13 protein-coding genes are annotated in these 21,709 nt (G+C 48.7%); all 13 read left to right on the top strand.

Features of this window, described 5'->3' with window-relative positions; genetic code table 11:
- The first annotated feature begins 4 nt into the window (after positions 1–4).
- A complete protein-coding gene (locus EV202_RS05200; protein WP_131925898.1) occupies positions 5–1,750 on the top strand; it encodes a RagB/SusD family nutrient uptake outer membrane protein in 1,746 nt (581 codons plus the stop codon).
- Between the two features lie 21 nt (positions 1,751–1,771).
- Positions 1,772–5,017, top strand: coding sequence for a SusC/RagA family TonB-linked outer membrane protein (locus EV202_RS05195; protein ID WP_131925896.1), 3,246 nt, complete (start codon positions 1,772–1,774; stop codon positions 5,015–5,017).
- A 31-nt stretch (positions 5,018–5,048) separates the two neighbouring features.
- Positions 5,049–6,878, top strand: a complete 1,830-nt coding sequence (locus EV202_RS05190) for a RagB/SusD family nutrient uptake outer membrane protein (RefSeq protein ID WP_131925894.1) — start codon at positions 5,049–5,051, stop codon at positions 6,876–6,878.
- A gap of 13 nt (positions 6,879–6,891) precedes the next feature.
- A complete protein-coding gene (locus EV202_RS05185; RefSeq protein WP_131925892.1) occupies positions 6,892–8,820 on the top strand; it encodes an arabinan endo-1,5-alpha-L-arabinosidase in 1,929 nt (642 codons plus the stop codon).
- 827 nt (positions 8,821–9,647) lie between these two features.
- Positions 9,648–10,787: an aldose epimerase family protein gene (locus tag EV202_RS05180; RefSeq protein ID WP_131925890.1), complete on the top strand. Its 1,140-nt coding sequence runs from the start codon at positions 9,648–9,650 to the stop codon at positions 10,785–10,787.
- Positions 10,788–10,809: 22 nt separating this feature from the next.
- Positions 10,810–12,504, top strand: coding sequence for a sodium:solute symporter (locus tag EV202_RS05175; RefSeq protein WP_106068825.1), 1,695 nt, complete (start codon positions 10,810–10,812; stop codon positions 12,502–12,504).
- Between the two features lie 53 nt (positions 12,505–12,557).
- On the top strand, positions 12,558–13,235 hold the full coding sequence (locus EV202_RS05170; RefSeq protein WP_106068826.1) for an NUDIX hydrolase: 678 nt from the start codon (positions 12,558–12,560) through the stop codon (positions 13,233–13,235).
- A gap of 69 nt (positions 13,236–13,304) precedes the next feature.
- Positions 13,305–13,991 carry an L-ribulose-5-phosphate 4-epimerase gene (locus EV202_RS05165; RefSeq protein WP_131925888.1) on the top strand — a complete coding sequence of 229 codons (687 nt, stop codon included), beginning with the start codon at positions 13,305–13,307 and terminating at the stop codon, positions 13,989–13,991.
- Positions 13,992–14,026: 35 nt separating this feature from the next.
- The gene (gene araA / locus EV202_RS05160; RefSeq protein ID WP_131925886.1) at positions 14,027–15,568 is read left to right on the top strand and encodes an L-arabinose isomerase; all 1,542 of its coding nucleotides are present in this window, start codon (positions 14,027–14,029) and stop codon (positions 15,566–15,568) included.
- Between the two features lie 115 nt (positions 15,569–15,683).
- The gene (locus EV202_RS05155; RefSeq protein ID WP_131925884.1) at positions 15,684–17,282 is read left to right on the top strand and encodes a xylulokinase; all 1,599 of its coding nucleotides are present in this window, start codon (positions 15,684–15,686) and stop codon (positions 17,280–17,282) included.
- A gap of 25 nt (positions 17,283–17,307) precedes the next feature.
- Positions 17,308–18,864, top strand: coding sequence for an alpha-N-arabinofuranosidase (locus tag EV202_RS05150; RefSeq protein ID WP_131925882.1), 1,557 nt, complete (start codon positions 17,308–17,310; stop codon positions 18,862–18,864).
- A 193-nt stretch (positions 18,865–19,057) separates the two neighbouring features.
- Entirely contained in the window at positions 19,058–21,070 is a 2,013-nt protein-coding gene (locus tag EV202_RS05145; protein WP_131925880.1) for a transketolase family protein, read from the top strand.
- Positions 21,067–21,501, top strand: coding sequence for a ribose 5-phosphate isomerase B (rpiB, locus tag EV202_RS05140; protein WP_131925878.1), 435 nt, complete (start codon positions 21,067–21,069; stop codon positions 21,499–21,501). Before EV202_RS05145 ends, rpiB begins: the two co-directional genes overlap by 4 nt.
- The last annotated feature ends 208 nt before the right edge of the window (positions 21,502–21,709 follow it).

Genomic DNA, 21,709 nt, shown 5'->3' with positions numbered 1-21,709 from the left:
GAACATGAAAAAGAAATTATTATACAGCATATTCGCCTTAGGCATCGTCACCACTACCCTCACCTCTTGCGAAGACATGTTCGGCGATTTCCTCGACAAGCAGCCAAGCGGTGAACTGACAGGTGAAGAAGTGTTCGGCGACTGGGGAATGATGACTCAATTCCACAATGACACATACAACTTCCTGCGCCACGGAGCATGCCGCATCAACCGTTCCTGGCTGGATGCCGCCACCGATTTGGGTGAGACCAGTTATGCCAATGGGGGTGTGCGTACCACCTTCAATATAGGCAACTACTATGGAGAAGGCGGTGCCAACGAACTCACCGCCACTTGGGAAGCCTTCTATCGTGGCATACGTAAATGCAACATGATATTGACCCGTATAGAAAGTGTTCCCAAAGGTGCCGAGCTATCCGAAAGCGACTATTTGGTGAAAAAACAGAACTACATCTCGGAAGCCCGCTTCCTGCGTGCATGGTTCTATTGGGAACTCTTCCTACGCTATGGCCCTATCCCCATAGTGACCGAAGTACTCGACCCCAACGGTGACTTGCTGAGCAACTACACCACCCGTCCCACACTGAAAGAGTATGTAGTGGATTTCATTCTGAAAGAACTGGAGGAGTGCGAAGCCGGATTACAGCCCAATGATAAAAACTACAAAGAATACGGACGCATCAATCAACCCATGACACGTGCGCTCCACAGCCACATCATGCTTTATATGGCCAGTCCTCGTTACAGTGCCGAATCGGGTGTCACATGGCAACAGGCTGCCGATGCCAACAAGAGCTTCATCGACACTTACGGAGGCCTTTACTCACTGATGCAAGGCGTAGACGCCAAGACTGCACTGACCAATGCCTGGTTGCTGACACCCGCCGAAGGGAACAAAGAAATGATTTTCTACCGCAACGACAATACAATAACCTGGGGAGGCATTTCCAATGACACTCCGGTAGGAGAAGGTGGAAACGGCGGTCTATGTCCTTCGCAAAACCTGATAGACATGTATGACATGATAGACGGAAACGCTCCGTTCCAAAGTTATGATGAAACAGGGGCGCCTGCATATAACGGCACACAACCGATTATCAACCCGGCCGCCGGATACAGCGATGCCAAGATGTGGATTAACCGCGACCAACGTCTGAATGCATCCATCCTCTATCATGGTGTTGTTTGGGGAAACGGAACTATCAACGTGGTGAAAGGACAGCGCGACAACCCGATGGGAAATGCCAATGCCACTCCGACCGGTTATTATGTGCGGAAGCTGATTCCGGAATCCATCTTGAGCAACAACCATGGAGGTAAGGCATACCGTCTATGGTCTTTCATTCGCTACTCGGAAATTCTGCTGAATTATGCCGAAGCCGTAAATGAGGTACAAGGACCTTGCGAGGAAGTATACAAAGCGCTTGACCTGATACGCCATCGTGCCGGTATCACGGGGAATATAGCCGATCGAACAGACCTCAATACGAAAGAGAAGATGCGCAACTTCATCCGCAAGGAGCGTAGCATAGAACTGGCTTTCGAGGAACATCGTCCGTGGGATGTACGCCGGTGGAATGTGGCCGAGAAAGCGTTGGGACGCGACATCATAGGAATCGATGTAGCTGCCGACGGCAGCATCACTCGCAAAGTGGCACAAAAACGCGTATTCAGCGAGAAGATGTACCTCTATCCCATACCCGAAGGCGAATATTGGAAGACCGGCATCAAAAACAATCCCGGTTGGTAACCTTAAACATGATAACAGCATATGTATAAAATGAATCACATCATAAAAAGAATGGCAGATGCAGGCAAAGCCCTGATGCCGGTAGTCTTGCTCTTTGTAGCCACCGCCATATGGGCACAAAGCGAGCAAACATTGAAAGGCCGTGTTATAGACAGCGAAGGCAATCCCATTGTCGGTGCGGTGGTGAACATAGCAGAACAGAGTCGCATTGTCCTGACCGACAAAGACGGGAACTTCATCCTGAAAGGTGTAAAACTGACCGATGAGATCTGCATCAGCAGCGTCGGTTACAAGAATGCGCAAGTACCCGTAGAGTTCAGCGACGAGTTCAAAGTAGAGCTGGCCTCCGATTTAGATGAGTATCTACATACCACACCGGTACCTTTCGGACGCAAAGCCAGGAAACTGCTGACGGAAGCCACCTCCGTGGTAACGGGAGAAGAACTCCAGAAGCACCCCATCACCGTGTTGCAGAACGCATTCACCTCCACCGTAAACGGCGTACAGACTTATGAATGGTCCAGTGAACCGGGATGGACGGAATCGGCCATGTATATCCGCGGTATCCGCACTATGAACAGCAATGCCCGCGCTCCGTTGGTGATGGTGGATAATGTGGAACGCGACCTCTCATTCCTCGATGCTTTCCCCATCGAGAATATCACCATTTTGAAAGATGCGGCGGCAACGGCCATTTACGGTATGCGCGGAGCAAACGGTGCCATCATCGTGACAACCAAACGAGGCGAGGCCGGTAAAACCCGAGTGGACTTCACGCAAGAAGTGGGTTTCCAGATGCTGAGCAACAAAATGGAAAACCAAAATGCATATAACATGGCTCTGACACGCAACCGGGTGAAGTACCTGAATGGCGACCAACCGATGTACACGGACGAACAGATTGAGAAGTATCGTCGTGTATGCAACGGTGAAGAACTGGAGGGAATGGATAAATACAAATACTTCAACACAAACTGGTTCGACGAACTGTATCGGGAAACCGCACCTACTTATAAAACCAACTTGCAGGTAAGCGGTGGTAACGACCGTGCCCGCTACTATGTGTCGTTCTCCTACCTGCGTCAGGAAGGCATGTGGAACGATAAATGGACTGACTACAACAAAGATTACAACACGGGGCATACACTGAACCGATGGAATCTCCGCTCCAATCTGGACATCGATGTAACCAAATTCCTGAATGTATCGCTGGACTTAGGCGGACGTATCGACAACATCCAACAACCATTGACCGGTGTGTTCAGCCTCATCACTTTCGGCGCCGTGGAGTGTGATCCCACCGCTCCTGTATTCTGCCCCAATGGAGAAATCTTCGCTAAAGCCGGTGTGGAAAATGCAGGAAAGCTGTTGGCCGCTTCCGGTAAGGAAAGCAACCGTCGCCGTAACCTTTACTCTACTTTGAACATCAACGGAGATTTGAGTGCCATCCTGCAGGGACTGAAAGTAAATGCCACCGTCAGCTTCGACTCTTATGAAGTATTTGAAACTTCGCAAGCCAACAACGTAAACTCGTATAACTACGATTACCTGAATCTGGATGTGGACGATGTTTCGAAAATTAAGTACAATAAATTCAGTTCGTACCAAGCGCTACATTATACTTCAGGAGCAAAAGGCAACCAACGTGCCCACTACTACAACCTGAACCTGATGGGTGGGTTAAGCTACGAAAAGAGCATCGGCAAGCATAATATAGGTGTCCGTGCTTTTGCGCGTGCCTATCGCAACCAAATCAACGTGCAAGAAGCCAACAACGCCCAATACAACTCTTCGAACCGTTATTTATCATACAACGGGCAGTTGAATTACAACTATAATAACCGTTACCTGCTCTCAGCCAATATCTCGCGCATGGGCAGCGACAATTTCCGTGAAGACAGCCGTTGGGGAACGTTCTATGGAGGCTCGCTCGGCTGGGTGGCTTCTAAAGAATCTTGGTTGAGAAACAACAAACACATCGAACTCTTGAAACTGCGTGCTTCTTACGGACGTTCGGGACAAGCCAATACCGGTTCCGGCCGTTATCCTTACCAAAACACGTATGGCACAGCCACCGGCTACGGGTTCGGTTACAGTAACAGCACATACATTAATGGTTTTGCAGAGACAATGGCAGGAAATGCCAACAACATTTGGGAAATCTCCGATATGTTGAACATCGGCCTGGACTTCGACTTTTGGAAGAAAAAACTCTACGGACAGATTGACGTCTTCAAAGAATGGCGTTCCAATATTCTGGTGACACGCTCCAGCGTTCCCAGCATCTTGGGCATATCCGTGGCTCAAGACTCCTATGGAAAGGCCGAGACAAAAGGTTTTGAAGCGACATTGGGACACCGTAACCACATCGGAAACTTCAATTTCTATGTAGAAGGAATGCTGACTTACAACACCAATAAAATTACCGAGATGGACGAAACAGAACCCAACGTACCTTGGCAACGCAAAACGGGCAACCGTATTTTAGACTACACATCCGTAGCCAGCCTTTACGAAGCACCGTTCAACAATACGGTGGGTGGCTGGAATCGCTATAAATTCGTACAATGGGCTGCCGACCCCAACCTGATTGCCACCAGCCAGCAGGATGCCATCGACCACCCGGAAAAGTATCCTTATCACACCTCTTCCAACGGTAATCAACGATTGGGCACTGCCGTGTTCAGAGACCTGAACGGCGACCGTCAGATAGACTCGAACGATATGATTCCGGACACCTACACCATCATTCCGGAACTCATCCCTACGCTGAACTTAGGTTTTGAGTGGAAAGGATTGGATGCCCGTGCCGTATTGACCGCCTACCTGAACCGCGACGTATTCTTCTCACCCGCCATCTCTTGGTCCGGATGGGGCAACCAAGGCACGCACGAGGTTGTGAAAAGCTGGGGTTACTACACCGATGATCCGACAGACCCGCGCAACGTAAACGCCACTTATCCTCGTCCGGTATATGGCGGATACAATGCCATCGATTCTGACCGAGACAGCGGTACTTATCAGAACGATATCTGGATTGTGAACGGAAATTTCCTCTCGCTGCGCAACATCGAAGTGGGATATTCACTGCCGAAAAAACTGATAGCCAAAGCCAATCTGACGAAGTGCCGTGTTTACTTCAGCGGGTATAACCTCTATACTTGGGACAGCATGCCCGACGGCATCGACCCGGAAAAACCGATGAGTTATTGCTGGTGGTATCCGAAGACCCGTACATTCACCTTCGGCATCAATGTGGGATTCTGACCTTTATGTTGAAAACTTTAAAACAAGACGTATGAAGAAATATATTAAATACATGACAGTAGCCCTGCTTGCAGTAATTTTCACCGCTTGCAGCGACTTCCTCGACAAAGAAGTAGACTTAGCACTCGGACCGGAAGACGTATTCAATAAATTTGAAAATACACGGGGCAATCTGGCCAACATATACAGTTACTTGCCTGATGCTTTTGCCGGCTATAACGACGGACAATTCTTGGGCGCCTCGCGCGACTGCATGACGGACAATGCCATCTCTTTCTGGAATGTGCATCGCTATCATGCCGTACTTGCAGACAGCTATTCGGCCACCAACCATTGGTTTGCCCAAAACTACTGGGAAAAGAACTTCAGAGGCATTCGTGCCGCCAACACCTTCCTTACGTATGCCAAAGAAAGCGTCATCAAGAACAAGGAGACGGATAATGACGACAACCGCTTGTACGACCGTTACGTCGCTGAAGCCAAACTGCTCCGCGCCATCTTCCACTTCGATTTGGTGAGCTATTTCGGAGCCATCCCCATATTGGGCGAAAACGAAGAGGGTAAACCCATCATCTTCGATTATACCAATCCGGAAGCCATGAACCAGCCCCGTACCGATGCCGCCGAAGCATTGCAATGGATAGCCGACGAATGCGACAAAGTGAAAGACGTGCTCCCCTTCCGCTACAAGCAAGAAGACTTGAACTGGGGACGTCTGAACGGTGCCTCCGCGTATGCGCTGAAGGCAAGAGCGCTGCTCTACAGAGCCTCGGCCCTGAACAACCCTTCCAACGATAAAAGCAGATGGCAGGCAGCAGCCGATGCCGCCACGGCTTTCTTCGCAAAGAACAATCAGCAGAGCAATCCCTATCGTCTGTATACAACTGCCGATAATAATCCCGAAAAGAATTATTATGAATGCTTCGTTTCAGACCCTACTCCCCCGCACCTGAATAATGAGTTTATCCTCTGCCGGTCGGAGTGGACCAATACGCGGGAAATAGAATTGTTCTTAACTCCTTGTGGATTCAGCGGTTCGGCCAATGCCGTGGGCCGCACCAACCCGACCCAGAATTTAGTGGACAGCTATGAAACCATCAACGGGAAGCCTATTGATCAAGATCCTTCTTATGACCCGCAAAATCCATATGTCAACCGAGACCCGCGTCTGGAACAAACCATTCTGCATCACGGCTCGATATGGGGAGACGCCAACGAGTCGGAAGAACGGGAAGTGGACATCACATACGGTAGCGGTAAAGACTATAAGGCGCTGCATGGTGGCACGGTAACCGGATATTATACCAAAAAGTTCCTGCACAACATGTCGTTCAAGAGTCCCAAACTATATACGCACGCCTGCCCCATCTTCCGTTATGCCGAAGTGTTGCTGAATGCCGCCGAAGCCGTCAACGAAGCCCAGGGTCCGGACAATGCCTATCAATATGTGAATCAGGTACGTGCCCGTGTGGGTATGCCTGCCTATAAAGGCATGACGCAAGAGCAACTGCGTGAACGCATCCGTAACGAACGCCGCATCGAACTGTGCTTTGAAGACCATCGTTTCTTTGACGAACGCCGTTGGAAACTGTTTGAAGGGAAGAGCGCATCGAACGAACGAAACGAGCCGCGCTACAAACAGGTATATAATATATATGGTGTACAGGTAAATCCGGGTAGCTCAACTATATATACTTATGGAAGTTCCGACTTGTACAAGGCCCGTGCTTTCAGCAGCCCGAAGAACTATTATTTCCCAATACCCGATGCGGAAATCAAACGTCTGCCCAAACTGAAACAGAATGCAGGCTGGGAGCTGACAGCTTCTTCTGAAACAGAAAACACTACGACCGAACAATAAAAACAGGAAAAGTATGAAACTGATAAAATGGCTCAATCTCCTCGCATTGGGATGCGCACTGTTTATAGGCATGGCATCCTGCGATGACAATGATAATAACTCCGGCGAACTGAAACTGAGCACACCTACTGTGACCGATATTGCAGTTCCAGCGGCAACCGTTACTTCGGAAGTAACGGTTTGCCAAGAAGATATTGACTTTGGAAGAATACGGGTAATGACCTATGGCTTCTGTTATGGCAAGGCCATCAACCCCACCATCTACGACGCTACGGTGAAAACAACTCCCGACAACGGAAAAATGACGGCAAGCTTGACAAGTTTGGAAAGCGACACCGATTATCATGTACGCGCCTTTGCCACTCTCTATCCGAACGGGGTCATCTATTCCGATGACGTTTCATTTACCACCAATGCCCAAGGCACGATTTCCGAACTGAATGATTATGTTCCTCCGACCTATGTAGACAACTATACAGACATAGCCGATTGGAACCAACGCAATAAATGGAATTTGGCCAATGTGCACGACCCCAGTGTGGTGCTGGCCGATGACGGTTATTATTATATGTACCAAACCGATGCTTCCTACGGAAATGCACACGCTGCAGGCGGACACTTCCACGGGCGGCGCTCCAAGGATCTTGTGAATTGGGAATACTTGGGCGGAACCATGAAATCGCTGCCTGCATGGATTACACCTAAATTAAATGAAATACGCAAAGCCATGGGTTTGGAAGAGGCCTCCCCCTCCGAAGCGAATTTCGGCTATTGGGCTCCTTGTGTACGCAAAGTAAAAGACGGACTGTATAGAATGTATTATTCCATTGTTGTTCCCGGACATATCAATGGGCCTGAAAGCTGGGGAGAGCGTGCTTTCATCGGTCTGATGGAAAACAACAACCCGGCAAACAACGACGGTTGGGAAGACAAGGGTTACGTCATCACCAATGCTTCGGACAAAGGATTGGACTACATGATAAAACCCGATGATTGGGCTAACTGCTATTTCAAATGGAATGCCATCGATCCTTCTTACATTATAGATAAAGACGGGAAACATTATCTGATTTACGGCTCTTGGCATAGCGGCATCGTTTCCATAGAAATAGATGCCGACACCGGAAAACCTGCAACAACGCTTCCCAAGCCGTGGGGAACAGCCAATGACATTGCACCTTACGGAAAACTGCTGGTAACCCGCCAAATGGGAAACCGCTGGCAAGGCTCTGAAGGAGCGGAGGTAATCTATAATGCCCAAACCGGATATTACTATCTGTTTGTGGCCTACGATGCTTTGGATGTTCCTTACAACACACGTGTGTGCCGTTCGAAAGACATCAACGGCCCCTATATCGGCATTGATGGCACAGACCTCACCGCCAACGGAGGCAACATGCTTCCCGTAGTGACCCATCCTTATAAATTCAATAACAGCGACGGATGGGTAGGTTTCGCACATTGCGCCATATTCGACGACGGAAAAGGCAACTGGTTTTATGCTTCGCAAGGTCGATTGCCGAAAGACGTACCGAACATCAATGCAAGCAATGCCATCATGATGGGACATGTCCGTTCCATTCGCTGGACAAAAGACGGATGGCCGGTAGTTATGCCCGAACGCTACGGCGCAGTACCCAAAGTGCCCATTACGGAAAATGAATTGGCGGGAAAATGGGAGCATATCGACCTCTCCTACTCTTACGGTAAACAGAAGACGGCCGACAACATGACTCTCTCCTCCGACCACAAAGTGACCGAGGGTAGCTGGAAAGGCGCCACTTGGACGTATGATGCCACCAACGAGATACTCAGCTTCAGCAACGGTGTAGAGGTCTGCCTGCAACGAGAGGTTGATTGGGAAGCCAATCCGCGAACACATACCATCGTGTATGCCGGATATAGTAAAGATAAAACATATTGGGGCAAAAAAACTCGCTGATTATTTCACACAGCCTGTCACAGAAGGACAATTAAATGCTTTTGTGACAGGCTGAAGCCGGCCGATAAAGCCATGACACCCATATATCGTACGCTACTTCTCCGTTGTTGACCGAAGTTTCTTCTTCTCCCCCCTCATCGTTTTGCAATGCGCTCCCCCCCCCCCGACAACTCCACATCTTCCAACCGACAACTGATTTTCCTACACAATCCGGCCTTCGGAATCTGCTCCACTTTTATTCTCGAACGTTTGTTCGCACCGTGCGGATTTCTGTTCGCACGGCGCGAACAGAGATTTATTCAGGCAGAGAACAGGTTTACTCCTTGTCACACACGGTTTTTTCCTTTGAACCCAAGAAGTTTATACTTTGAGTCTGACCGATAGAACAATTATTGTTGTTATCCGCTAAGCTTAGATCTACCACGGAAAAGTACAAGACATGCTTTTTATAAAAAAGAATCTCCGCACCTGTCCGTTGGCTTTGCAGAAGCTGCCGGCTTTCGTTTGAAAGGTCAGGAAACCAACAACGGAAATCCCGCTCTACACACTTGACGAATCGTAAGCCCACACTTGAAGCGGCCTAATCCCACATCATAATGAGGCTAAGCCCACACTTTAGAGGGCATACCCCCGCACCTTAAGAAAGGTAAGCCCGCACTATAAAGAAGCTACCTCCACAGCCGAAAACTGAGATAAACTTGCAATAAACTCAAAAAAGAGCAATTTTATGTTGCATAACATACAGAAGTGTTCCTCACACACCAAAGCGAAGTGTTACTTTTACACCCAAGAAAAGCTTATATCTCATTTATATAAAACATTAAGCTATGAACAAACAATTCTTACTCGCCGGAATAGCCGCTCTGATGCTGGCGTCCTGCAACCGGAAACCGGAAACAAAGCCGACTTTATCCGGGCTTAATCCTGCCGATTTTCAAACTACTGTGAATGACTCTCAAACCGGTCTTTATGCTTTGAAAAACAAAGCCGGCATGGAAGTCTGCATCACCAACTTCGGCGGACGCATCGTATCCGTCATGGTGCCCGATAAAAACGGAACCATGCAAGACGTGGTATTGGGATTCGACAGCATTGCCGACTACATCAACATCCCCAGCGACTTCGGCGCTTCCATCGGACGCTATGCCAACCGCATCAACCAAGGAAGAATCGTACTGAACGGCGACACCATCCAACTGCCGCAAAATAACTTCGGACATTGTCTGCACGGCGGACCGAAAGGCTGGCAATATCAGGTTTTCGATGCCAAACAGATTGACGAAACCACATTGGAACTGACACGTTTCTCTCCGGATGGTGATGAGAATTTCCCCGGAAACGTTACGGCAAAAGTTCTCTTCAAGCTGACGGAAGACAATGCCATCGACATCAAGTATAGCGCCACCACGGATAAGACAACGATTATCAACATGACCAATCACTCCTACTTCAACTTATCCGGCAATCCGGCACAAGCAGCCACCGACCATATCCTGTACGTCAATGCTGACACTTATACGCCGGTAGACAATACTTTCATGACCACGGGAGAGATTGCTCCGGTAAAAGATACGCCCATGGATTTCACCACTCCCAAAGCCGTGGGACAAGATATTGCCAACTTCGACTTCGACCAACTGAAAAACGGAAACGGATACGACCATAACTGGATATTGAACACACAGGGCGACATCACCCGCATAGCGGCCAAGCTGACTTCTCCTGTAAGCGGCATCACACTGGAGGTTTACACCAATGAACCGGGCATCCAAGTCTACACCGGCAACTTCCTTAACGGAACAGTGAAAGGAAAAAAAGGAATCGTCTATAATCAACGCGCTTCCGTATGCCTTGAAACACAACACTATCCCGACAGCCCCAATAAGCCCGAATGGCCTTCCGTCGTTCTGGAACCGGGACAGACTTACAACAGTGAATGTATCTTTAAATTCTCGGTAGAGAAATAACAATAACTTTGAAATCATATTTATGGAAGCATTAGATTGGATAGTCATTGGAGGTTTTTTCCTGGCTTTAATAGGAATCATAGTTTGGGTTGTAAGACAAAAGCAGGACGACTCGGCAGACTATTTCTTGGGCGGACGTGACGCCACATGGATTGCGATAGGCGCATCTATCTTCGCATCGAACATCGGTTCCGAACACTTGATAGGTTTGGCTGGCGCCGGCGCATCAAGCGGTATGGCAATGGCACACTGGGAAATACAAGGATGGATGATTCTTATCCTCGGTTGGGTATTCGTACCGTTCTATTCGCGAAGCATGGTGTATACAATGCCGGAATTTCTGGAGCGTCGTTATAACCCTCAATCACGTACCATATTGTCCGTCATCTCATTAATCAGCTACGTGCTGACCAAGGTTGCGGTGACTGTATATGCCGGCGGACTGGTATTTCAGCAAGTATTCGGTATTGACACGCTTTGGGGTATCGACTTCTTCTGGATTGCAGCCATCGGACTGGTAGTGTTGACCGCACTTTATACCATTTTCGGAGGAATGAAGTCCGTGCTTTATACTTCGGTACTTCAAACACCTATTCTGTTGTTAGGCTCGCTGATTATTCTTGTGCTCGGCTTCAAAGAATTAGGAGGATGGGACGAGATGATGCGCATCTGCGGTGCCGTCACGGTGAACGAACATGGAAATACCATGACCGAACTTATCCGCAGCAATAACGACCCCGACTTTCCATGGTTGGGAGCATTGGTAGGTTCTGCCATCATCGGTTTCTGGTATTGGTGTACAGACCAGTTTATCGTACAGCGCGTCCTTTCCGGAAAGAATGAACGGGAAGCACGTCGAGGAACTATCTTCGGGGCTTACCTCAAACTGTTGCCCGTATTCCTGTTCCTGATTCCGGGTATGATTGCTTTTGCTTTGCACCAGAAATACCTTGGTGCAGGCGGCGAAGGTTTCTTGCCCTTGCTGGCCAATGGAAGCGCCAACGCAGATGCCGCTTTCCCGACTTTGGTTGCCAAACTGCTTCCGGCAGGAGTCAAAGGACTTGTGGTCTGCGGCATTCTCGCAGCCTTGATGAGTTCGCTTGCATCTCTGTTCAACTCTTCGGCCATGCTGTTCACTATCGACTTCTACAAACGCTTCAAGCCGAACACTCCGGAAAAGAAACTGGTAGGTATCGGGCAGATGGCCACCGTGGTGATAGTGGTATTGGGTATTCTCTGGATTCCCATCATGCGTAGCGTAGGCGATGTACTTTATACTTATCTGCAAGATGTACAGTCGGTATTGGCTCCGGGTATTGCATCCGCATTCCTGCTCGGCATTTGCTGGAAACGGACTTCCGCCAAAGGCGGCATGTGGGGACTGATTGCCGGTATGATTATAGGTCTTACCCGATTGGGAGCCAAAGTATATTACAGCAATGCCGGCGAAACGGCCGATAATATATTCAAATATTTGTTCTATGATTTGAACTGGTTGTTCTTCTGCGGATGGATGTTCCTGTTCTGCATCATTGTGGTAATAATTGTCAGCTTAATGACAGAAGCACCCGGTGCAGAAAAGATACAAGGATTGGTATTCGGAACTTCCACCCCGGCACAGAGAGCTACCACACGGGCAAGCTGGAACAAATGGGACATCATCCATACTGCCATTATTTTAGGCATCACCGGTATTTTCTACTGGTATTTTTGGTAATGGAAGAATCTGACAATAAGAACTTAATTTACAAATAATAAAAAAAGGAAAAGATGAGTGATTATTATAGTTCAAACCCGAAATTCTATGTGGGTGTAGATTGCATCATCTTCGGTTTCCACGAAGGTGAACTGCATCTGCTGTTATTAAAACGGAACTTCAAACCGGCAATGGGCGAATGGTCGCTGATGGGCGGCTTTGTACAGGAAAATGAAAGCGTGGATGATGCCGCCAAGCGAGTCCTGAAGGAGCTGACAGGATTACATAATGTGTATATGGAACAAGTGGGTTCCTATGGGACAGTCGACCGCGATCCGGGCGAACGGGTCATCTCCATCGCCTATTACGCATTAGTCAATATCAACGAGTATGACAAAGATTTGGTACATCAGCATAATGCTTTTTGGGTAAACATCAAAAACCTGCCTCCGCTTATCTTCGACCATCCGTTGATGGTGGAAAATGCACTGAGCCTGATGCAACAAAAAGCCTCCTCCGAACCCATCGGCTTCAACCTGCTGCCCAAACTCTTCACTTTAACACAGTTGCAGACAATGTACGAGGCTATTTTCGGTGAAGAAATGGATAAGCGGAACTTCCGTAAACGCATAAGCGAAATGAATTTCGTGGAAAAAACCAACAAAATAGATAAAATCACTTCCAAGCGAGGTGCGGCTTTGTATAAATTCAACGAGAAAGTATATCGCAAATCTCCGAAATTTAAACTGTAAATAAAGGATGAAGAGGTGTCATGCCATAAGCATCCTCCTCTTCATTCACAAATCAAAATTCTTCTGATTATGTTGGAAGCACTGAAAGAAAAAGTTTTTCACGCCAATCTCGAATTGGTGAAACATGGACTGGTTATTTTCACATGGGGGAATGTTTCGGCCATCGACCGCGAAAGCGGGCTGGTGGTCATTAAGCCCAGTGGAGTGAGTTATGATGAGATGAAAGCGGAAGACATGGTTGTTGTTGACCTCGACGGCAAAGTAGTGGAGGGAAAGCTGAAACCTTCTTCCGACACGCCCACCCACGTGGTACTTTATCAGGCATTTCCCGAAATAGGAGGAGTAGTACACACACACTCCACCTATGCCACCGCCTGGGCACAAGCCGGACTGGATATTCCCAACATCGGAACGACCCATGCCGACTACTTCCACGATGCCATTCCCTGCACGGCAGACATGACGGAAGCCGAAATTAAAGGGGCATATGAACAGGAAACGGGAAATGTCATCGTAAAACGTTTCGAAGGTCTGAATCCGGTACACACACCGGGAGTGCTCGTAAAGAACCACGGGCCTTTCTCTTGGGGAAAGGATGCGCACGATGCCGTACACAATGCCGTGGTGATGGAACAAGTGGCCAAAATGGCAAGCATAGCCTACGCCGCCAATCCCAACCTGACCATGAACCCGCTGCTGGTGGAAAAACACTTCAGCCGCAAGCACGGGCCTAATGCTTATTACGGACAGAAATAACAACTACAAATATTAACTATAAAAAAGAAAATTGTATGAACAACTTATTCAATCAATACGAAGTATGGTTCGTCACCGGAGCACAGCTCCTGTACGGAGGCGACGCAGTAGTAGCGGTAGACGCACACAGCACCGAAATGGTAAAAGGTTTGAATGAATCGGGCAAACTTCCCGTTAAGGTAGTATATAAAGGAACGGCCAACTCTTCTAAAGAGGTGGAAACTATCTTCAAAGCAGCCAACAACGATGACAAATGTATAGGCGTCATCACATGGATGCACACTTTCTCGCCTGCCAAGATGTGGATTCACGGTTTGCAACAACTCAAGAAACCGTTGCTGCACCTGCACACGCAATACAACAAAGAAATTCCTTGGGACACCATGGACATGGACTTCATGAACCTGAACCAGAGTGCACATGGCGACCGTGAATTCGGACACATCTGCACCCGTATGCGCATCCGCCGCAAAGTAGTGGTAGGTTACTGGAAAGATGAACAGACATTGCATAAAATCGCCGTATGGATGCGTGTTTGTGCAGGATGGGCCGATGCACAAGACATGTTGATTATACGCTTCGGCGATCAGATGAATAATGTGGCAGTGACCGATGGCGACAAAGTAGAAGCGGAACAGCGTATGGGCTACCACGTGGACTACTGTCCCGTAAGCGAACTGATGGCCTATCAGAAGCAAGTAAAAGATGAAGAGGTGGAAGCGATGGTAGCCACCTATTTCAAGGAATACGACCACGACGCCGAATTGGAAGATAAATCCTCCGAAGCCTACCGCAAAGTTTGGAATGCCGCCAAAGCCGAAGTTGCCCTGCGTGCCATCCTGAAAGCCAAAGGGGCCAAAGGATTTACTACCAATTTCGACGACTTGGGCGATGTGGATGTTGACAAGACCGGTAACGGATTCGACCAGATTCCCGGATTGGCTTCGCAACGTCTGATGGCCGAAGGCTATGGGTTCGGTGCCGAGGGCGACTGGAAATCGGCCGCTCTCTACCGTACTGTTTGGGTAATGAATCAAGGGCTGCCTAACGGATGCTCTTTCTTGGAAGACTATACGCTGAATTTTGACGGTGAAAACAGTTCCATCCTCCAATCGCACATGCTGGAAATCTGTCCGCTCATTGCCAATAGCAAACCCCGTTTGGAAGTACATTTCCTAGGCATCGGTATCCGCAAAAGCCAGACGGCACGCCTTGTCTTCACCAGCAAAGCACGCAAAGGTTGCACAGCTACCATTGTCGACCTGGGTAATCGTTTCCGCCTCATTGTGAACGATGTAGAATGCATCGAATCGAAACCGCTGCCCAAATTGCCGGTTGCCAGCGCGCTGTGGATTCCGCAACCCAACTTCGAGATTGGCGCAGGTGCTTGGATATTGGCAGGCGGCACGCATCACTCCTGCTTCTCCTACGACCTCACAGCCGAATATTGGGAAGATTATGCCGAAATCTCCGGCATCGAGATGTTGCATATCAACAAGGACACCACTATCAACGAGTTCAAGAAAGAACTGCGCATGAACGAGGTGTACTACATGCTTAACAAGGCTCTTTGCTAATTATTCAACCGGCCTCATAAATAAAAACGGAAGTGCCGGTGGCAATGAACCGCCGGGCACTTCTCATTCTATGGATTTATAATAATTGTTGTACCTTAATTATTTTGGTTCCAATATGAAAACAGATGCAAAATCAACTATTGAAACAGGCAAAGCCATTCTTGGCATCGAATTCGGCTCAACACGCATAAAAGCCGTTCTAATCGACCAAGAAAACAAGCCCATTGCACAAGGAAGCCACACTTGGGAAAATCAGTTGGTCGACGGGCTTTGGACTTACAGCGTAGAAGCCATCTGGCATGGACTGCAAGATTGCTACACCGACCTTCGTTCGAACGTAAAAGAATTATATGACACAGAAATAGAGTCTTTGGCCGCCATAGGTGTCAGTGCCATGATGCATGGTTACATGGCATTTAATAAGAAAGAAGAGATTCTCGTTCCTTTCCGTACATGGAGAAATACCAATACAGGTCGGGCGGCGGCAGCTCTATCAGACTTATTTGTATATAACATTCCCTTGAGATGGAGCATTTCTCACCTGTATCAGGCAATTCTGGATAATGAAGAACATGTGAAGGAAATCGATTTTCTGACAACTCTTGCCGGTTTTATCCATTGGCAGATAACGGGAAAGAAAGTGTTGGGTATAGGCGATGCTTCGGGAATGCTCCCCATAGACCCCACCACCAAGAATTATTCAGCCGAGATGGTGGATAAATTCAATTGCTTGATTGAACCCAAAGGATATGACTGGAAATTATCGGACATTCTTCCCAAGGTATTGCTTGCCGGCGAAAATGCGGGCTTCCTCACAACGGAAGGAGCTGCGAGATTGGATGTATCGGGACACCTGAAAGCAGGAATACCGGTTTGTCCTCCCGAAGGAGATGCCGGCACCGGCATGGTTGCAACCAATGCCGTAAAGCAGCGCACAGGAAACGTATCAGCGGGAACGTCTTCTTTCTCGATGATTGTTTTAGAGAAAGATTTATCAAAACCATACGAGATGATCGATATGGTTACTACTCCGGATGGAAGCCTTGTAGCCATGGTGCACTGCAACAATTGCACCTCCGACCTCAACGCATGGATCAACTTGTTCAAAGAATATCAGGAGTTGCTGGGTATTCCCGTAGACATGAACCTCATATACGAGAAACTCTATAACCATGCATTGAAAGGTGATGCAGATTGCGGAGGCCTCATTTCGTACAACTATATCTCAGGCGAACCGATAACAGGACTTGCCGACGGAAGGCCTCTGTTTGTACGTTCGGCAAATGATAAGTTCAGCCTTGCCAACTTCATGAGAGCCCACCTGCATGCTTCGGTAGGAGTGCTCAAAATCGGTAATGACATCCTTTTCAAAGAGGAGAAGGTTAAGGTCGACAGAATCACGGGGCATGGAGGTCTGTTCAAGACGAAAGGTGTAGGTCAAAGAATCCTTGCAGCAGCTATCGATTCGCCCATTTCCGTTATGGAAACAGCCGGCGAAGGCGGTGCATGGGGTATTGCCCTGCTCGGCTCTTATCTTGTTAATAATGAAAAGAAACAATCTCTGGCAGATTTTCTGGAAGAAAAGGTGTTTGCCGGTGAAGCCGGTGTCGAAATAGCTCCTACAGCCGAAGAGGTGGCAGGCTTCAACACATACATCGAGAATTACAAGGCCGGACTGCCTATCGAAACAGCAGCAGTTACATATAAAAAGTAGAAATTTAAAACCAAAAGAAACACCCATGAAAAACAAGCTTATCATCAGCGGTCTTATGCTTGCCGCTTCGCTTACCGCATCAGCACAAGAAAGTGCAACCCTTACCCTGCAAGCCGATAAAGCCGAACAAATCATCCCGAAGGAAATCTATGGCCAGTTTGCCGAACATTTGGGAACCTGCATCTATGGCGGACTTTGGGTAGGTGAAAACTCTGAAATTCCCAATATCAATGGTTACCGTACCGATGTATTCAATGCGCTGAAAGAACTGAAAATACCGGTTCTTCGCTGGCCGGGCGGCTGTTTTGCCGATGAGTATCACTGGATGGACGGTATAGGCCCGAAAGACAAACGTCCTAAAATGGTAAACAACAACTGGGGAGGAACGATTGAAGACAATAGTTTCGGAACACACGAGTTCCTCAACCTCTGCGAAATGTTGGGCTGCGAACCCTATATCAGCGGCAACGTAGGCAGCGGAACCGTGGAAGAACTGGCCAAATGGGTAGAATACATGACTTCGGAAGGCGACTCTCCAATGGCACGTCTGCGCCGGCAAAACGGACGCGACAAGGCATGGAAGGTGAAATATCTCGGCGTGGGTAACGAAAGCTGGGGTTGCGGCGGAAGCATGCGTCCCGAATATTATGCCGACCTTTATCGTCGCTACTCCACTTATTGCCGTAACTACGACAATACCCGCCTCTTCAAGATAGCCAGCGGTGCGAGCGACTATGATTACAACTGGACAAAGGTGCTGATGGACCGCGTAGGCAGAGGCATGCACGGACTCTCTCTGCACTATTACACCGTTACCGGATGGAGCGGAAGCAAAGGCTCGGCCACGCAATTCGACAAAGGCGATTACTACTGGACACTCGGCAAGTGCCGCGAAATAGAAGATGTTCTGAAAAAGCATATTGCCATTATGGACGAGTATGACAAGCAGAAACATGTTGCGTTACTGCTTGATGAATGGGGCACTTGGTGGGACGAAGAACCCGGCACCGTACGCGGACACCTCTATCAACAGAACACCTTGCGCGATGCTTTTGTGGCTTCCCTCAGCTTCGACATCTTCCATAAATACACCGACCGCCTGAAAATGGCAAACATCGCCCAGATAGTGAACGTACTTCAATCCATGATTCTAACTAAAGGCAAAGAAATGGTGCTTACCCCTACCTACTATGTATTCAAAATGTACAACGTACATCAGGATGCCACTTATATTCCTCTTGAAGGAAGCTGCAAGGTTATGAACTTGGAAGGCGAACGCAACCAAAACCGTAAACTGCCTCTGCTGAGCGCCACCGCTTCAAGAGACAAGAGTGGCAAGATACATATCTCTATGTCCAACATCGATGCCGACCAAGCACAGGAAGTGACCATCAACCTGTCGGGCACAAACGCCAAGAAAGCGGTGGGCGAAATTCTGACATCATCCAATCTGACAGATTACAACTCTTTTGAAAAACCCGATAACGTAAAGTTAGCTCCGTTCAAAGAGGTAAAAGTCAATAAAGGTGTACTCAAAATCAAGTTGCCCGCCAAATCCATTGTCACCCTTGAATTGCAATAAGGCACAACCGGCTTACAGTAAAGCAAACAAGCCGGCTTAATGTATTTTTGACATGAAGCAGACAAGGAGGCCAGCAAAAAAGGCCTCCTGACAGTGTTGCTAATTGCACATAAAGAGTTATCTTTGCCCTTATTAAAATCCAATAAGCAAAGAACCTTCTGTTTCTGACATTCAAAAACTAATTATAAACGATATGAACGACAACAAACTAATGAACCGTGCAGCGGACAATATCCGCATCCTTGCCGCCTCTATGGTTGAAAAGGCCAACTCCGGACACCCCGGTGGTGCCATGGGCGGTGCCGACTTTGTGAACGTGCTTTTCTCCGAGTTCCTGGTATACGACCCTGAAAATCCCGCTTGGGAAGGCCGCGACCGTTTCTTCCTCGACCCGGGACACATGTCTCCGATGCTCTATTCCCAACTGGCATTGACCGGAAAATTCACTTTGGACGAACTGAAAGAGTTCCGCCAATGGGAAAGCCCCACTCCGGGACATCCCGAACGCGATATCATGCGCGGCATTGAAAACACTTCCGGTCCATTGGGACAAGGACATACTTATGCCGTAGGTGCAGCCATTGCAGCCAAGTTCCTGCAAGCCCGCTTCGAGGAAGTGATGCCGCAAACCATCTACGCATACATTTCCGACGGAGGCGTGCAAGAAGAAATTTCTCAAGGTGCGGGGCGCATTGCCGGTACGCTGGGATTGGACAACCTCATCATGTTCTACGATGCCAACGACATTCAGCTTTCTACCGAAACAAAAGATGTTACCATCGAAGATACTGCGAAGAAATACGAGGCATGGGGCTGGAAAGTCATCACGATCAACGGTAACGATCCCGATGCCATCCGTGGCGCGCTGAAAGAAGCAAAGGCTGAAAAAGAGCGTCCGACGCTGATTATCGGTCATACCGTAATGGGCAAGGGCGCCCGCAAGGCCGACGGCAGCAGCTACGAAGCCGACTGCGCCACTCACGGTGCTCCTTTGGGCGGCGACGCTTACGTCAACACCATCAAAAATCTGGGCGGCGACCCGACGAATCCGTTCGTCATTTTCCCCGAAGTGGCCGAATTATATGCCAAACGCACTGCCGAACTGAAGAAAATCATGGCCGAGAAGTATGCAGCCAAAGCAGTTTGGACCAAAGCCAATCCGGAAAAGGCAGCCAAACTGGAACAGTTCTTCTCCGGCAAAGCCCCCGAAGTAAACTGGGCAGCCATCGAGCAGAAAGCCGGCTCGGCCACACGTGCCGCATCGGCCACAGTGCTCGGTGTTCTTGCCACTCAGGTGGAAAACATGATTGTGGCATCCGCCGACCTCTCCAACTCCGATAAGACCGACGGCTTCCTGAAAAAGACACACGCTTTCAAGAAAGGAGATTTCAGCGGCGCATTCTTCCAAGCCGGCGTTGCCGAGCTGACCATGGCCTGCTGCTGCATCGGCATGGCGCTGCATGGCGGTGTTATCCCTGCATGCGGCACATTCTTCGTATTCTCCGACTACATGAAACCCGCCGTGCGTATGGCTGCCCTGATGGAAGTTCCGGTTAAGTTTATCTGGACTCACGACGCATTCCGTGTAGGCGAAGACGGCCCTACCCACGAACCGGTGGAACAAGAAGCCCAAATCCGCTTGATGGAAAAACTGAAGAACCACAAGAGACAGAACTCCATGCTGGTACTCCGCCCGGCAGATGCCGAAGAGACCACAGTGGCATGGAAACTGGCCATGGAGAATACCACTACGCCGACCGGACTGATTTTCTCCCGTCAGAACATCGCCAATCTGCCCGCAGGAAACGATTACCAACAAGCTGCCAAAGGCGCTTACATCGTAGCCGGTTCGGACGAGAACCCGGATGTAGTTCTTGTTGCATCGGGCTCCGAAGTATCTACGTTAGTGGCCGGTACCGAGCTGTTGCGTAAAGACGGTATTAAGGTTCGCATTGTTTCCGCTCCTTCCGAAGGCCTATTCCGCAGCCAGGTACTCGGCTATCAGGAAAGCGTCATTCCGGGCAACGTGAAAGTGTTCGGTCTGACTGCCGGCCTGCCTGTAACTTTGCAGGGATTGGTAGGTCTTCATGGCAAAGTATGGGGCTTGGAATCATTCGGCTTTTCAGCTCCTTACAAAGTGCTGGACGAGAAACTCGGATTCACGGCCGAAAACGTTTACAAACAAGTAAAGGAGATGCTGCGATGAAGACAATAGGAATCTGCTCCGACCATGCCGGATATGCCCTGAAGCAATATGTAAAGCAATGGTTGGAGGCTAAAGGATGGGAATACAAAGACTTCGGAACTTACTCTCCGGAGAGTGTGGATTATCCCGATTTTGCCCATCCGTTGGCACTGGCTGTCGAAGCCGGCGAGTGTTATCCCGGCATTGCCATCTGCGGTAGCGGAAACGGTATCAACATGACATTGAACAAACACCAAGGCATCCGTGCCGCTTTGTGTTGGACATCGGAGATTTCTGCTCTGGCACGTCAACACAACGATGCCAATGTTCTCGTCTTGCCGGGACGTTTCGTCACCAACAACGAAGCCGATGAAATCATGACCAAGTTCTTCACCACTCCGTTTGAAGGTGGACGTCACCAACGGAGAATAGAAAAGATACCGGCAGAATAATAGGAGATTCAACCTCAGCATATCGGGGACTTGCAAACGTTTTACGTGACGTTCTGCAAGTCCCCGTCGCATATACCGCAGGCGGTAAGCCCGCCCCTGCGTGCTCTTTCTCTCATAATCCGTATTTTTGCATGCTAATCACATAAATCATAATACAGATGTTAGGATTCCTATTCAAATTCAAGAGAGCAGAGATTGCAAAGGAGAG

Source organism: Prevotella heparinolytica, assembly GCF_004342845.1.
In the GTDB taxonomy this organism is placed as follows: Bacteria; Bacteroidota; Bacteroidia; order Bacteroidales; family Bacteroidaceae; genus Bacteroides; species Bacteroides heparinolyticus.
Note: the sequence above shows the minus strand (reverse complement) of the source record. Positions and strands in the feature narration are given on the sequence as shown.